Source organism: Thioalkalivibrio sp. ALE17, assembly GCF_000425605.1.
Classification (GTDB): Bacteria; Pseudomonadota; Gammaproteobacteria; order Ectothiorhodospirales; family Ectothiorhodospiraceae; genus Thioalkalivibrio.
In genome coordinates this window covers 14,685-28,732 of the sequence record NZ_AUDT01000013.1, presented here as the reverse complement: position 1 = coordinate 28,732, position 14,048 = coordinate 14,685, and the positions used below count along the sequence as shown (strand labels likewise).

At 66.8% G+C, this 14,048-nt stretch carries 14 protein-coding genes; 10 read left to right on the top strand and 4 right to left on the bottom strand.

Annotated elements, in window-relative coordinates:
- Position 1: 1 nt before the first annotated feature.
- Positions 2 to 1,048: a folate-binding protein YgfZ gene (locus H609_RS0109210; protein ID WP_019558884.1), complete on the top strand. Its 1,047-nt coding sequence runs from the start codon at positions 2 to 4 to the stop codon at positions 1,046 to 1,048.
- Positions 1,049 to 1,051: 3 nt separating this feature from the next.
- Entirely contained in the window at positions 1,052 to 1,216 is a 165-nt protein-coding gene (locus tag H609_RS14250) for a hypothetical protein (protein WP_012983248.1), read from the top strand.
- 37 nt (positions 1,217 to 1,253) lie between these two features.
- Here H609_RS14250 and H609_RS0109200 read toward each other — a convergent pair whose 3' ends face one another.
- Genes H609_RS0109200 through H609_RS0109185 form a run of 4 tightly spaced genes read right to left on the bottom strand, consistent with a single transcriptional unit; the run spans position 1,254 to position 4,844 of the window.
- Positions 1,254 to 2,687, bottom strand: coding sequence for an FAD-dependent oxidoreductase (locus tag H609_RS0109200; protein WP_019558883.1), 1,434 nt, complete (start codon positions 2,685 to 2,687; stop codon positions 1,254 to 1,256).
- Positions 2,687 to 3,067: a DUF302 domain-containing protein gene (locus H609_RS0109195; RefSeq protein WP_018876837.1), complete on the bottom strand. Its 381-nt coding sequence runs from the start codon at positions 3,065 to 3,067 to the stop codon at positions 2,687 to 2,689. Before H609_RS0109195 ends, H609_RS0109200 begins: the two co-directional genes overlap by 1 nt.
- A gap of 54 nt (positions 3,068 to 3,121) precedes the next feature.
- Positions 3,122 to 4,261 carry an acyl-CoA dehydrogenase family protein gene (locus H609_RS0109190; protein ID WP_028484806.1) on the bottom strand — a complete coding sequence of 380 codons (1,140 nt, stop codon included), beginning with the start codon at positions 4,259 to 4,261 and terminating at the stop codon, positions 3,122 to 3,124.
- A 34-nt stretch (positions 4,262 to 4,295) separates the two neighbouring features.
- Complete coding sequence (locus H609_RS0109185) at positions 4,296 to 4,844, bottom strand: OsmC family protein (RefSeq protein WP_018867299.1); 549 nt, start codon at positions 4,842 to 4,844, stop codon at positions 4,296 to 4,298.
- Positions 4,845 to 5,258: 414 nt separating this feature from the next.
- On the opposite strand from H609_RS0109185, the gene H609_RS0109180 reads away from it, so the two are divergent.
- The 8 genes from H609_RS0109180 to cynS all read left to right on the top strand — a co-directional run bounded on the left by H609_RS0109180 (position 5,259) and on the right by cynS (position 14,041).
- The gene (locus H609_RS0109180) at positions 5,259 to 6,119 is read left to right on the top strand and encodes an ABC transporter ATP-binding protein (RefSeq protein ID WP_028484805.1); all 861 of its coding nucleotides are present in this window, start codon (positions 5,259 to 5,261) and stop codon (positions 6,117 to 6,119) included.
- Positions 6,120 to 6,162: 43 nt separating this feature from the next.
- The gene (locus H609_RS0109175; protein ID WP_028484804.1) at positions 6,163 to 7,446 is read left to right on the top strand and encodes an ABC transporter substrate-binding protein; all 1,284 of its coding nucleotides are present in this window, start codon (positions 6,163 to 6,165) and stop codon (positions 7,444 to 7,446) included.
- Entirely contained in the window at positions 7,443 to 8,282 is an 840-nt protein-coding gene (locus H609_RS0109170; protein ID WP_028484803.1) for an ABC transporter permease, read from the top strand. Before H609_RS0109175 ends, H609_RS0109170 begins: the two co-directional genes overlap by 4 nt.
- A gap of 199 nt (positions 8,283 to 8,481) precedes the next feature.
- On the top strand, positions 8,482 to 10,125 hold the full coding sequence (locus tag H609_RS0109165; protein ID WP_018867295.1) for a sigma-54-dependent Fis family transcriptional regulator: 1,644 nt from the start codon (positions 8,482 to 8,484) through the stop codon (positions 10,123 to 10,125).
- A 185-nt stretch (positions 10,126 to 10,310) separates the two neighbouring features.
- A complete protein-coding gene (locus tag H609_RS0109160) occupies positions 10,311 to 11,765 on the top strand; it encodes an ABC transporter substrate-binding protein (RefSeq protein WP_018877848.1) in 1,455 nt (484 codons plus the stop codon).
- A gap of 3 nt (positions 11,766 to 11,768) precedes the next feature.
- Positions 11,769 to 12,617, top strand: a complete 849-nt coding sequence (gene ntrB / locus H609_RS0109155) for a nitrate ABC transporter permease (protein ID WP_028484802.1) — start codon at positions 11,769 to 11,771, stop codon at positions 12,615 to 12,617.
- Between the two features lie 29 nt (positions 12,618 to 12,646).
- The gene (locus H609_RS0109150) at positions 12,647 to 13,558 is read left to right on the top strand and encodes an ABC transporter ATP-binding protein (RefSeq protein WP_019558879.1); all 912 of its coding nucleotides are present in this window, start codon (positions 12,647 to 12,649) and stop codon (positions 13,556 to 13,558) included.
- A gap of 36 nt (positions 13,559 to 13,594) precedes the next feature.
- On the top strand, positions 13,595 to 14,041 hold the full coding sequence (gene cynS, locus H609_RS0109145; protein ID WP_018867291.1) for a cyanase: 447 nt from the start codon (positions 13,595 to 13,597) through the stop codon (positions 14,039 to 14,041).
- Positions 14,042 to 14,048: the final 7 nt, after the last annotated feature.

Here is a 14,048-nt window from a genome sequence, read left to right as displayed (position 1 = left end):
GATGCGCGAAGACTGGAAACACCACTTGATCGACGCCGGCGCCGAGTTCGAGGAGGACGACCTCCTGCACTACGGCAACCCGGAGCGCGAGCGCCGTATGGCCGTCAACGGCGAGGTGATCTGCGACCTCTCCCACCGCGGTCTGCTGGAGGTGCGCGGCGATGACGCCACCGACTTCCTGCAGGGGCAGTTCGGCAATGACATCCATGCGGTGGACGCCCAGCACAGCCAGCTCTCCAGCTACTCCAGCCCCAAGGGGCGGGCCTATGCCGTGTTCCGCGTGCTGCGCACGACGGACGGCTACCTGCTCGAGATGCCGGCGGACCGGATCGAGCCCGTCGCCAAGCGCCTGCAGATGTTCGTGCTGCGCGCGAACGTGATCATCGAGCACGCCGGGGACTCCCGCATCCACTTCGGCTTTTCCGGACCGGATGCCGAGAAGGAGCTGACCAACGCTCTGGGCGTGTGTCCCGGCGCGCCGGAAGAGGTGGTCGAGAAGAATGGCGTTACCGTCGTCCGGGTACCCGGACTGCACCCGCGCTTCGAACTGTTCGGCGAGATTGACGCCATGCGCCGCGCCTGGGACAGCCTGAACGTCCACGCGGCCCCGGTGGGCCCGCGTGACTGGGCGCTGCTGGACATCCTTGCCGGCGTCCCGACGGTGGTGGAGGAAACCACCGAGATGTTCGTCCCGCAGATGCTGAACCTGCACGCCCTCGGCGCGATCAGTTTCGAGAAGGGCTGCTACCCGGGGCAGGAGGTGGTGGCGCGCATGCACTACCTCGGCAAGCTCAAGCGGCGTATGTTCCGCCTGGCCATCCATACCCAGACCCCGCCGCAACCCGGCTCGCCCGTCTTTCGCGCGGACGGCCAGCCGGAGCAGTCGGATGGCGAGATCGTCGCGGCCGAACTCCACCCGGACGGGCTCTATTCCGCCCTTGCGGTCGTGCAGGTGGCCGCCGCGGAAGGCGAGCTGCGCTGGGGTGCACCGGATGGTGCAACGGCCGAGGTGGTCGATCTCCCCTACGCCGTCCCGGAAGGAGCCTGACGCATGCGCTTCCTGTTCTTCTTTTTCGTCCTCATCCTGCTGGCGCTGTGGGCGGCCTTCTTCAGCCGCCCCAACAACCCCACGCTGTCCAACTGGCTCTACGTGCTGGCCGGTGTACTGGCCGTGCTGTTCTTGATCGGCTACCTGCGGCTCGACGGGGTCATATGAGTCCGCTCCGGGCCGGCCACGCCGGCCCGGTAGCGCATCACGACGCCAGGCGCGCCCGGGGATCCGCCACTGGTTTGCCCAGGCAGGTCTCCAGTTCGCGCGCCCGCCGCGCGTGCCGCCCCGACAGGGCGAAGCCGGCGAGCCGTCCGTCGGCGTGATATTCCAGGTGGCGCCCGGCCCCATCGGCGCTGATCTCCACCCATTCCCCGGTATCCACCGGCGGCGGGCAGACATTCAACGGCAGGCTCCCCGTCTTGACCTGTACGACACCGGCATCCGGTCGGTAGACCGTCGCCTCGCCCGACAGGGTCCGCGCCAGCGCCGCCGCCTGGCCACGCAGGGACTCCACGTACGGGCGCAGCCGCCCCTCGAACTCGCAGCCATCGCCCAGGGCGAAGATCGCCGGATCGGTCGTGCGCAACAGCGCATCCACCTCGATCCCGCGGTCGCAGGACAGGCCCACGCGCTCCGCCAGGTCGCGCTGGGGCTCCAGGCCCAGCGCGGTGATCACCACCTCGGCCTCCAGTGTCGCTCCGTCATCCAGCACGAGGCGCCGTGTTGCATCCGTTACCGGTTCGATGCGCTCGACGGTGGCCTCGGTGTGCCACTGCACGCCATGATTCGCGAGTGCCTGCTGCAGGTCATCGCCCAGCGACCGGGGCAACAGCCCGGCAAGCGGCTGCGACGCACATTCGACGAGGTGCACGGGGTGGCCACCGGCCGCCAGGTCGTCCGCCAGTTCGCAGCCCACCAGACCTGCCCCGATGATGGCCACCCGGGTATGAGCAGGCGCGCCGCCACCGGCCTCCAGCGCCCCGCGCAGGGCCCGATAGTCCTCCAGCGTGTTCACGGCCAGGGGGGGCGCGGCGCCGCCCGGGAACGCCATCCTGCGCGGCCGGGCGCCAGTGGCCAGCACCAGCTGGCCGTACGGCACACCCCCGCGCGCTGTGATAAGGCGCTGCTGCGCACGGTGAATATCCAGCACCCGCACGAAGGGCATCAGGTCGATCCCGAGCCGCGCCGCCCGCGCCGATCCGGTCTCTTCGACCAGGTCCTCGATCGCGGTGCCACGAGCGAAGGCGTTGGAGATCCGCGGCTTGGTGTAGTAATCGCCCGAATCGGCCGTCAGCAGGCGGATGGTCCGCCGCGGATCCCGCTCGCGCAGGGCCTCGGCCAGGGCCCAGCCGGCCATACCGCCACCGACGATCACCACCGCATCCGGGTCGGCCATACCGCTCCCGGCACTCCAGGCCATCGCGGCGGCGCCCGCGTCCGCCGTTTCGGCGCGCGGTTCCAGCGCGGTGAAGTCGGCCTTGGTCACGTTGCAGTCGGGGCAGTACCAGTCGTCGGGGATATCCTCGAAGCGGGTCCCCGGCGCCAGGCCGGAATCCGGATCGCCCTTGGCCTCGTCGTAGATATAGCCGCAGACCTTGCAGATATAGCGCTTGAATGCGTCGGTTTCGGTACTCATCACGCGGCCTCCACGGCGTCGAGAATGGCCTGCAGTTTCGGGTCCAGTTCGGATCCGATGGCCTCCAGGTCGGGGTTGGCCCACGGCGCGAACACCTCCCGCGCGGAACGCGTGCTGATACGCAGGATGTCGCCATCACCGGACACATGGATACGCAACGGGATGTCGATGCCCGCAGGCTTGCAGGCCTCCCAGACACGCACCGCGTAGCTCGGGTGAAAGACCTCGAGGATCTGATCCGTCGGCACCTCGACCCCGATCTTCGCGGCATTGGCCTGACCATTGATATGCGAGACCAGCTTCAGGCCCTGGGCATCGATCGCCGCCTTCAGGGTGTCGACGGCCGCCTCGGGATCCATTCGGGTAGTAATTTCCAGCATGGCGATTCCTTGATTCGGCCCGGGGCCCGGGGGCCCCGACCGTGGGTGGTGGTTTCAGTGCGCGTGGATGCGCGCAAGCTCCTTGCGCAGGTGCTTGATGGCCGGTGTCACGATGGCCACAAAGTACGACTCGCGCAGCTTGCGCTGGGCCGCCGCATCCGCCTTGTATCCGCGCGCCCCGCAGTGCAGCAGGGCCGACTGCGACGCGCGCAGGGACAGCTCGGACCCGGTCAGGCGCATCTGCAGCACGTCCGCGAAGAACCGCTCGGATTCGTCGAACGGCGTCTCGGCCAGCGCATAACAGGCCGCGCGCCCGTCCTCCAGGGCCTCTTCCAGTTCGCCGACCTGGTCGTCGAGATAGCCGTTTACGTGCGCCAGGGTCTCGTTGGCCTCGCGCATCGTGCGCAGGCAGCCGTCGATGAGCCCCAGCCCCATGCCCATCTGCAGCAGCACGAAGCCCGGACGGATCCGGCGGATGTACTCGGGGAGCGAGTCGGCCAGCACGTGGGCATCGGGCACGAATACGCGGTCGAAGTGGCAACCGAAGGTGCGCGACCCCTCCAGGGCCGTGAACTCGGGGCAGGCCGTCAGGCTGAAGCCGGGGTCGGCGCAGTTGATCAGCGCCATCACCGGGCGCGGGTTCGCGTCGGTGGTCCGGAAGATCGCGCCGAAGTAGTGATCCTCGCCCAGGTTGGACACCCAGGGCAGCGACCCGGAGACCACATAGCCCCCGTCCACGCGTTCGGCGGAGAGTTTCAGGTCCTCGATGTTGGCGAACCATTTCATCGGGTTGGACAGCGCGGTGGCGCCCAGCGCCTCGGCATTGGCCAGCTTCGGCAGCGCCTCGCGCTTGAGTGTGTCCGAGCTGCTGTTCTCCACGTACCAGGCGCAGGCGTTCTGGCACCAGGCCACGAACCCGGTGGTCATGCATTCGGCCGAGATCACCTCGGTGGCGCGGATCGCGCTGGCAATGTCGGTGGTGCCACTGGCGTTCTGGCTGGCCAGATGGCGATTGAAGGCGCCGAGGCGGCCAGCCTCGCGCAGGAAATCCTCGGGGTACAGGCCTTCGCGGTCGATACGGGCGGTCAGTGGCGCGAGGTCGCGTTCCACCAGCGCCTGCAGCGCGGCGTCGGCATCCGCCGGCCCTGCGGCCGGCGACACCCCCGTCACGTCTTGAGTGCGGGTTTCGAGCATTGGGTTTTACTCCCGTAAAGATCCAGTAACCGGTTCAGGCCAGCTCGACGCTGACGTTGACCGGGTTGCGCATGGTGTTGGCGACCGGCGACCAGAAGTCGGCATGCGCCACCAGGTCCTTGAGCTGCTCCTCGCTGGCATCGCCTTCCAGGTGCGCCTTCACGCGGATGTCGGAGAAACCGAGGTGCTTGTTGACGTCGGTGTCGCCCACGCCCCATACGGCGGTCACGTTGATATCCCCTTCCAGAGTGAGTTCGAGCTTGGTCAGCGTGATGCCGCGGTCGATCGCGTTGGCGTGCATGCCCACCGACAGGCAGGCGCCCAGGCTGGCGAGAACGGCCTCGGAGGGATTCGGCGCGGTGTCGTCACCGAGCAGGTGCGGCGGCTCGTCGATTACGTGGGCATCCAGATCGCGCACGTAGGTCAGGTTGCGGAACTTGCCCTCGCAGACCGTGGTGGCCTTCAGGGTCACGATGCTTTCGGGGTTGGCCTTGCCCTTGGCGGCCAGGCCGTTCAGGCCGTCCTGGTCGATCGGCTCCAGGCCGTTGACGGTCAGGGAGGTGGTGGCTTCGGCTACGGACATGGTGATACTCCTCGCAGTTGGGATTCGTGGTTCCCCGGCGTTCGACCGGGTCGCCCATCCCGGTGCAGAAGCCGTGCCAACATCGCGCACACCGCACCACAAGGCCGTTTTCGGGACGTCGCTCCGGAATCGCCCCGTCACCCGACGACCATTTCGTCCACTTTGTCCACCCGGAATCGGCCGCTTTGTCCGGATTGTCCATTGCGCATGCCCCGCGCCGGATCGCCCCGGCTTGCCGGCGCACCCACCCTGCCTCCCGGTATTTCGCGTCAGCACGCCGTTTCGAACCCGCCAACGATGAAAATCCCGGGGATCAGGACGGGTTTGGCACGTCCCTTGTAAGGAACCTTCTGAACGCGCCGCCGAAGCGATCCGCCCGGCGGCTCATGAACGAAGGATCAAGAGGGAAACGCCATGGGCGCCGCCATCTCCATCGACTACATCACCCATCACTATCCCGGGCAGGAAGCCCCCACGCTGAAGGACATCCAGGTCAACATCGCGCCGGGCGAGACCGTGGCCCTGATCGGCCAGAGTGGCTGCGGCAAGTCCACCCTGCTGCACATGCTCGCGGGGTTGCTGATGCCCAGCGATGGCTGCGTGCGCATCAACGGCCACCAGGTGATCAAGCCGAGTCCGCGCTGGAACATGATGTTTCAGAAGCCCTCGCTCTACCCCTGGATGACCGTGCGCAAGAACGCCTCGCTGGGCCTGATCTTCCAGGGCCGCAAGCGCGACATGCGCGAGCGCATCGACCAACTGCTGGAGACCGTCGGCCTGACCGACAAGGCCGAGGTCAACGTGCAGTCGCTCTCCGGCGGCCAGCAACAGCGTGTCGCCCTGGCGCGCAGCCTGGCCACCGACCCCGAGTTGCTGCTGCTCGATGAACCGTTCTCGGCTCTGGATGCCTTCACCCGGGTCGCCCTGCAGGACGAGGTCACCCGCCTGGCCCGCGAGCGCGGCATCTCCGTGGTGTTCGTCACCCACGACATCGAGGAGGCCGTGGCCATGGCCGACCGCGTGCTGGTCATGGGCTCCAACCCCGGCACGATCACCGCCGAGCTGAGCATCGAAATCGACCACCCCCGCGACCGCAACAGCCAGGCCTTCGTCGACCGCAAGGCCGAACTGATGGGCTACTTCGGAGCCACTCGAAGCCCCAGCACCGCTCCGGAAGCCGCCGAGTCCGAGACCGCTTCGCCTGACACGGAAGACGAAAGCCAGGCGACCGAACCGACCACACCCGAATCCCGGGCACGCGTACGCGCTGCCTGATCCACCGCCGCCACTGCCCGACCCTGACCGAGGAACCACCACCATGTGCAACTGCGACAATCACCATGACATCGACCGCGAGCTGGACAGCCTGCTGGACCGCAGCTTTTCCCGTCGCAACTTCCTGCGCACCGCCGCCGTCGGCGGCCTTGCCGGCACCGGGCTGGCCCTGCCCGGCTCGCTGTTCGGTGCCGAACCGGGCAGCCTGGAGGACCCCGAGGGCGTCGTCAGTGACTTCGACGGCGTCGTGCGTATCGGTTACATCCCGATCACCGATGCCGCCGCGCTGCTGGTCGCCCACTCCGAGGGCTATTTCGAGGACGAAGGCCTGGAGGTCGCCGACCCGACCCTGATCCGCGGCTGGTCGCCGCTGATCGAGTCCTTCGCCGCCAACCGTTTCAACCTGGTGCATCTGCTCAAGCCGATCCCGCTGTGGATGCGCTACCAGAACGACTTTCCGGTCAAGATCATGTCCTGGGCCCACACCAACGGCTCTGCCGTGGTCACCGGGCGCCACGTCGACGTGCAGTCGTTCTCCGACCTGGGCGGCAAGAGCGTGGCCGTCCCCTACTGGTATTCGATGCACAACGTGGTCATGCAGATGGCCCTGCGCGACGCCGGCCTGACCCCGGTAATCCGCGACCAGGGTTCGGCCCTGGAGTCGCACGAGGTCAATCTGATGCTGATGCCGCCGCCGGACATGCCGCCGGCCCTGGCCGCGCGCTCCATCGACGCCTACATCGTCGCCGAGCCGTTCAACGCGGCCGGCGAGCTGCTGGCCCGCGGCAACGTGCTGCGCTTCACCGGCGATATCTGGAAGAACCATCCCTGCTGCGTGGTCTGTATGAACGAACGCCTGACCAACCGCGAACCGGAGTGGACGCAGAAGGTCATGAATGCCGTGGTTCGCGCCCAGGGCACCATCCAGGAGGACAAGAAGACCATCGCCACGATGCTCTCGCGTGATGGCAAGGGTTATCTGCCGATGCCCGCCAACGTGGTGGAACGCGCGATGACGAACTACCACGACGACAGCACCTACGCCGACAGCGGCGCGATCCGTCACCCCGAATGGGAGAACGGCCGCATCGACTTCTCGCCCTGGCCCTACCCGTCCGCGACAAAAATGCTGGTGGGCGCGATGAACGAGACCCTGGTCGGTGGCGACACCACCTTCCTGGACGGCCTGGACCCGGACTTCGTGAAGGATGACCTGGTGAACTACGACTTCGTGCGCAAGGCGATGGAGACCCATACCGCGTGGCAGGGCGCCCCGGGCGTGGACATGGATTCGCCGTTCGCCCGCGAGGAGGTGGTGGTCCTATGAACCGCGAAGCCACGCTCTCCGTCAACCCCGCGACCGTGGAGCGGCTGATGCCGCTGCTGCGGTTCGCGGACCGGGTCCGCCGGGCTCTGCAATACCCGGCACTGGGTATCGCCGGCCTGTTCGCCCTGTGGTACTGGGGCGGTTGGGCCATCGCCAACGACGAGGACATGATGGCCTTTGCCAGCTTCGCCCCCGGGCCGACGCTGGCGGCGTTCTGGGACCTGGTCATCTCCGGCAACGTCTGGAAGCCGATCGAATCCAGCCTGTACCGTGTGGGCTGGGGCCTGGCCTATGCGATCGCCATCGGCGTCCCGCTGGGGGTGATGATCGGCTACTTCCTGACCCTGAAGCAGGTCACCCACGTGCCGTTCCAGTTCCTGCGGATGATCTCGCCGCTGGCCTGGATGCCGATCGCGGTGCTGGCCTTCGCCACCTGGGACGCGGCCATCATCTTCCTGATTGCCATTGCCGCCGTCTGGCCGATCACCTATGCCACCGCACACGGGGTACAGCGCATCGACCCGATGTGGCTGAAGGTGGGCAACAACCTGGGGGCCAACCCGTACCACACCCTGCGCTACATCGTGATGCCCGCGATCGCCCAGGACGTGTTCGCCGGGATTCGCCTGGCCGTGGGGGTCGCCTGGATCGTGCTGGTGCCGGCCGAGTACCTCGGCGTCACCTCGGGGCTGGGCTACGCGATCAACGATGCCCGCGACACCCTGGAGTACGACAAGCTCGCCGCCTTCGTGCTGGTGATCGGCATCATCGGCTACATGCTGGACGCCATCTGCGTGCGCCTGATCAAGCGCAGCAGCTACCACGCCGAGGGATAATCCCCACAAGCGGGACCCCATGGGCCCGGCCACCCCGGCCGGGCCTCTTTCCCTCACCCGGCAAGGCGCGTGCAAGCCAACGGTGCGCCGCCCCGCCCCATCACGAGGCACCAGCACCAAAACGGACCGCGCCGCTGCTGCGCCAGACCTGTACAAACCGCCTTGAGCGCACTGGCAGGGTTTCTGCATATCCCCACCCATGGCCTCGCAACACGCATCCGATTCGACCCCGCCCGACCTCGCCACGCGGGAGCAGGAGATCACCCTGCTTCTGGAGGTCGCCAAACTCATGGGACGCTCCGGCGACCCGGACGCCGCGATCTACCGCATCCTCGGGATGATGTCGCAGCTGCTGGGCCTCAACCGCGGCCGTGTCCTGCTGCCGGACCCGAACAGCGGACAGCTACGCATCCGCCACGCCTACGGCCTGACCGACGCCGAGCGCGACCGCGGCAGCTACAGCCTGGGCGAAGGCGTCACCGGGCGCGTGATGAAGACCGGCCAGATCGCCCTGATCCAGGATATCGACAACGAGCCCGAATATCTCGCGCGCGCCATCGACCGCTCCACCCTGCCGCAGGAGACCGTCGCCTATATCGCCGTCCCCATCGTGCAGGACGAACACGCCATCGGCGTCCTCGGGGTGCATCGCCTGCGCCGCCGTTCGCGCCAGTTCCAGGACGACCTGAACCTGCTGCGGGTCGTCGCCAGCATGATCGGTCAGGTCCTGCGCATTCACCAGCTCATCGCCGAACGCACCGCCGAACTGGTGTCCGAGAATCGCTATCTGAAGAGCGCCCTGGACACCCAGGGCGGGCAGTACGGCATCCTCGGCGAGAGCCCGGCCCTGCGCCATGTCCTGAAGCAGGTCCACCGCATCGCGGACACCCAGGCCACCGTGCTCGTCACCGGGGCCTCCGGCACCGGGAAGGAAAAGATCGCGCGCATGATCCACCGGATCAGCCAGCGCAGCGCCAAGCCGTTCATCTCCATCAACTGCGCCGCGATCCCGGCCGACCTGCTGGAGTCCGAACTGTTCGGCCACGAAAAGGGCGCCTTCACCGGTGCCTCCAGCGCCAAGACCGGCAAGATCGCCCTGGCCGACGGCGGCACGCTGTTCCTGGACGAGATCGGCGACATGCCGGAGGCATTGCAATCGAAGATCCTGCGCGTGCTGCAGGAGCGCGTGGTCCAGCCGATCGGCGGTTCGCGCGATATCCCGGTGGACGTGCGCATCATCGCCGCGACCCACCAGAACCTGCAGGCCGCGGTGAATGCCGGGGAGTTCCGGCTCGACCTGTTCTACCGCCTGAACGTCATCCCGCTGCACATGCCGGCGTTGCGCGACCGCGCCAGCGACATCCGCCTGCTCACCCGTCATTTCCTCGACCGCTACACCCACCTGCACGGCTGGAACGTGGTCGTGGATGACGGCGTCCTGGAGCGCCTGGAGGCCTTCGACTGGCCGGGCAATATCCGGCAACTGGAGAACGTACTCGAGCGGGCCGTGCTGCTGTCCACCGACGGCCGCATCGGCACACCGCTGATTGACGAGATCCTCCACGAAGAGTCCCGCATCAGTCCGTTCGAGCGTGAGCCCCTGGGCTCGCACACCGAGCCCTCGTCGGCAGCGCCCCGCGAAGCCGCGCCGGCGCCCCCTTACGGCGCAGACTGCACCAGCGCGGTGCGCCCCTACCAGCGTGTGCACGCCTCCGAGGCAGAGCGCCTGGCGCGGGCGATCGAGCGGGCGCGCGGGAACAAGACCCGCGCCGCCCTGGAACTCGGACTGACCCCGCGCCAGCTGCGCTACCGCCTGAAAAAGCTCGGTATCGAAACGACTTAGCGCCGCCCCGGCGCCAATGGACGATTCGTCCGCATTGCCCGAAATGACGTCAAAGTGTCGGACCGTCTTGCCCCTGTGGGGGCCCCGGCGCAACCATTTCCACCCGTTGGCATGGCACCTGCACAGACCCTCGACATGCGCGGCAACGATGCCCGCATCGATTCGAGCCACGAGGAGAGCCGACCATGCCGACCAAGAGTCTTCACGATCCCTTTGACGCCAATGCCGACCTGCGCCATGGCTCCAGCTGCCGCCACGGCCATACCGGCCCCGGGAGCTGCAGTTGCTTCGACACCGCGTCCCCGGACCTGGAAGAAAAACTGGAGCACCGCGCCACCCATGACCCCGTGCAGGCCGACGCCCACCAGACTGGCGAGGACCTGAGCGACGAGGGCATGATCGACCGCGCCGTGGAAAGCGCCATCGTCCGCGGCATGTTCGGCCACAACGAGATCAACCGTCGCCGCTTCCTGCAGATGCTGGGCGGCGGCACCTTGGCCGCGGCTCTGGGTTCCATACTGCCGCTCGACAAGGTGAAGGCCGCGATCAAGGACGGCGGGCCGCTGGAGAAGACCAAGCTGCGCGTCGGCTTCGTGCCGATCACCTGCGCCACCCCGATCATCATGGCCCACCCGATGGGCTTCTACGAGCGCCACGGCCTCGACGTGGACGTGATCAAGACCGCCGGCTGGGCCGTCGCCCGCGACATGTCGCTGTCGGGTGAATACGACGCCTCGCACATGCTCTCGCCGATGCCGCTGTCCATGACCCTGGGCTCGGGCTCCTCGCGCGAGCACTACATCATGCCGGCGGTCGAGAACATCAACGGTCAGGCCATCACCCTGCACAACAAGCACAAGGACAAGCGGGACCCGAAGGACTGGAAGGGCTTCACCTTCGCCGTGCCCTTCGAGTACTCCATGCACAACTTCCTGCTGCGCTACCTGGTCGCCGAACACGGGCTGGACCCGGATCGCGATATCAGCATCCGCGTCGTCCCGCCGCCGGAGATGGTGGCCAACCTGCGCGCCGAGAACGTCGACGGCTACCTGGCCCCCGACCCGTTCAACCAGCGCGCGGTCTGGGACGGCATCGGCTTCATTCACATGCTGACCAAGGATATCTGGGATGGGCACCCGTGCTGCGCCTTCGCCTGCTCCGCGGCCTGGGCCGACGAGCATCCCAACACGTTCGGGGCCCTGTTCCGCTCGCTGATCGAGGCCACGCAGTACAGCTCGGACATCAACAACCGCGCCGAGATCGCCGAGGCCATCTCCCCGCGCGCCTACCTCAACCAGCCGCAGTCGGTGGTCGAACAGGTGCTCACCGGTCGCTACGCCGACGGCCTGGGCAACGTGCAGAACGACCCGCACCGGATCGACTTCGACCCCTTCCCCTGGCACTCGATGGCGACCTGGATCCTCACCCAGATGAAGCGCTGGGGCTACGTGGATCGCGACTTCGACTACAACCGCCTGGCCGAAGACGTCTTCCTGGCCAGCGAATGTGCCGAGGTGATGACCGAGCTGGGCTACGAGGCCCCCAGCGACACGTACAAGAACTTCGAGATCATGGGCAAGGTGTTCGACTACACCGACCCGGAAGGCTATCTCGACAGCTTCGAAATCCGCAGGAGCTAAGCCATGTTGAGCAATCTCAACTTCCGGGCGACCGTCCTGTCGCTGGTGATGCTCGTGGTCTTCCTGGGTGTGTGGCAGCTCGCCACCGCCCCGGAGGTCCTCGCGCCTCAGCAGGGCGAGCTGAGCGAATACGAACAACTGATGGGAGCTGGCACGGACCGCAGTTCCAGCAGCGGCATCCCCGCCCCGACACAGGTGTTCAGCCATGCATTCAGCGAACTGAGCAACCCGTTCTACGACGCGGGGCCGAACGACAAGGGCATCGGGATCCAGCTGGCCTACTCGATCTACCGCGTCCTGCTGGGCTTTGCCCTGGCCGCGCTGATCGCCATCCCGCTGGGCTTCGTGATCGGCATGTCGCCGCTGCTGAACAAGGCGTTCGATCCCTACATCCAGATCCTCAAGCCGATCTCGCCGCTCGCCTGGATGCCGCTCGCCCTGTTCGTGATTCGCGATTCCAACATGTCGGCGATCTTCGTGATCTTCATCTGCTCGATCTGGCCAATGCTGGTCAACACGGCCTACGGCGTCGCCTCGGTGCGCAATGACTGGCTGAACGTGGCGAAGACCCACGAGCTATCCAACCTGCGTACGGCCTTCACGGTGATCCTGCCCGCCGCGGCCCCGACCATCCTGACCGGCATGCGCATCTCCATCGGCATTGCCTGGCTGGTCATCGTCGCCGCCGAGATGCTCGTGGGCGGCACCGGCATCGGCTACTACATCTGGAACGAGTGGAACAACCTCGATCTCGCCAGCGTGATCTTCGCGATCATCATGATCGGCATTGTTGGCTTCCTGCTGGATGCCTCCCTCGCCCAGGCCACCAAACTCGTGCGCTACGCCGACTGAGTCGGCGCAGCCCAACCAGGAGTACAACCATGAGCAAGGGATTCCTCGAAATCGAGAACCTGAGCCAGCGTTTCCCGCAACCCGATTCGAACGACCTCATGACGGTGTTCGAGGGGGTCGACCTGAACATCGAAAAGGGCGAATTCGTCTGCCTGATCGGCCACTCCGGCTGCGGCAAGTCCACCATCCTCAACGTGCTCGCCGGCCTGGCCACCCCCACCGACGGCAACGTGATCATGGACAACAAGGAGATCAAGGGCCCGAGCCTCGACCAGGGCGTGATCTTCCAGAACCACAGCCTGCTGCCCTGGCTGTCGGCCCGCGACAACGTGATGTTCGCGGTGCGCGCCCGCTGGCCGCACTGGAGCAAGGCCAAGCGCCGCGAACACGCGGAGAAGTATCTGCACATGGTCGGGCTGGATCACGCGATGGACCGCAAGCCCTCGCAGCTCTCCGGGGGCATGCGCCAGCGCGTGGGGATTGCCCGCGCCTTTGCCATCGAACCCAAACTGCTGCTGATGGACGAGCCGTTCGGGGCCCTGGACGCCCTGACCCGCGGCGTCATCCAGGAAGAACTCCTGAAGATCTGGTCGGAGACCCACCAGACCGTGTTCATGATCACCCACGACGTGGACGAGGCGATCCTGCTGGCCGACCGCGTGCTGCTGATGACCAACGGTCCGCATGCCCAGGTCGCCGAGTCGGTCAAGATCGACATCCCGCGCCCGCGGAAACGGGCCACCCTGCATCAGGAGGAGGCCTACTACCCGATCCGCAACCATCTGGTGGACTTCCTGGTGGACGGCGCCAAGGCGATGTCCGCGAAGGCGCAGGAGGCGGCCGCCCGCGGCGAAAATCCGCGCCACCGTCCGCGCATCGTCAACCCGGCCCGGCCCGAGGCCGATCCCGAACCCGGCCCGCGCATGGTCCGCGCGGTCTGAAACCCTTCCCCTTCCATTCCATTCAAGGAGCACACGATGAGTCTCAGCAAGAGCGCCATGACCACCACCATCCTCGAGGCGAAAGAGAACCGCGGCACCACCTGGGCCGCGATCGCCGAGGCCACCGGGTTGCACGAGGTCTATGTGACCTCCGCCTGCTACGGCATGAATCACCTGGAAAGCGACCAGGCCGACAAACTGGCCACTTTCCTGGGGCTTGGCCCGGAGGTCGCCCAGGCCCTGCAGGTCTTCCCGCACAAGGACTGGGACAAGACCATCCCGACCGACCCGGTGCTCTACCGCTTCTACGAGGCCATCAACGTCTACGGCGACACCATGAAGGCCCTGATCCACGAGAAGTTCGGCGACGGCATCATGAGCGCGATCGACTTCACCATGGACATCGACAAGGTCGAGGACCCCAAGGGCGACCGTGTGAAGATCACCTGGAACGGCAAGTTCCTGCCCTACAAGAGCTGGTAGTCCACCC

What these genes read in the sequence shown, in the direction of transcription:
- H609_RS0109165 (WP_018867295.1), top strand. Translation starts at nt 8,482, where the DNA reads ATGGCCTCGCAACACGCATCCGATTCGACCCCGCCCGACCTCGCCACG.
- H609_RS14250 (WP_012983248.1), top strand. Translation starts at nt 1,052, where the DNA reads ATGCGCTTCCTGTTCTTCTTTTTCGTCCTCATCCTGCTGGCGCTGTGG.
- H609_RS0109160 (WP_018877848.1), top strand. Translation starts at nt 10,311, where the DNA reads ATGCCGACCAAGAGTCTTCACGATCCCTTTGACGCCAATGCCGACCTG.
- H609_RS0109175 (WP_028484804.1), top strand. Translation starts at nt 6,163, where the DNA reads ATGTGCAACTGCGACAATCACCATGACATCGACCGCGAGCTGGACAGC.
- H609_RS0109170 (WP_028484803.1), top strand. Translation starts at nt 7,443, where the DNA reads ATGAACCGCGAAGCCACGCTCTCCGTCAACCCCGCGACCGTGGAGCGG.
- H609_RS0109195 (WP_018876837.1), bottom strand. Translation starts at nt 3,067, where the DNA reads ATGCTGGAAATTACTACCCGAATGGATCCCGAGGCGGCCGTCGACACC.
- H609_RS0109210 (WP_019558884.1), top strand. Translation starts at nt 2, where the DNA reads ATGCGCGAAGACTGGAAACACCACTTGATCGACGCCGGCGCCGAGTTC.
- H609_RS0109185 (WP_018867299.1), bottom strand. Translation starts at nt 4,844, where the DNA reads ATGTCCGTAGCCGAAGCCACCACCTCCCTGACCGTCAACGGCCTGGAG.
- ntrB (WP_028484802.1), top strand. Translation starts at nt 11,769, where the DNA reads ATGTTGAGCAATCTCAACTTCCGGGCGACCGTCCTGTCGCTGGTGATG.
- H609_RS0109180 (WP_028484805.1), top strand. Translation starts at nt 5,259, where the DNA reads ATGGGCGCCGCCATCTCCATCGACTACATCACCCATCACTATCCCGGG.
- H609_RS0109150 (WP_019558879.1), top strand. Translation starts at nt 12,647, where the DNA reads ATGAGCAAGGGATTCCTCGAAATCGAGAACCTGAGCCAGCGTTTCCCG.
- H609_RS0109190 (WP_028484806.1), bottom strand. Translation starts at nt 4,261, where the DNA reads ATGCTCGAAACCCGCACTCAAGACGTGACGGGGGTGTCGCCGGCCGCA.
- cynS (WP_018867291.1), top strand. Translation starts at nt 13,595, where the DNA reads ATGAGTCTCAGCAAGAGCGCCATGACCACCACCATCCTCGAGGCGAAA.
- H609_RS0109200 (WP_019558883.1), bottom strand. Translation starts at nt 2,687, where the DNA reads ATGAGTACCGAAACCGACGCATTCAAGCGCTATATCTGCAAGGTCTGC.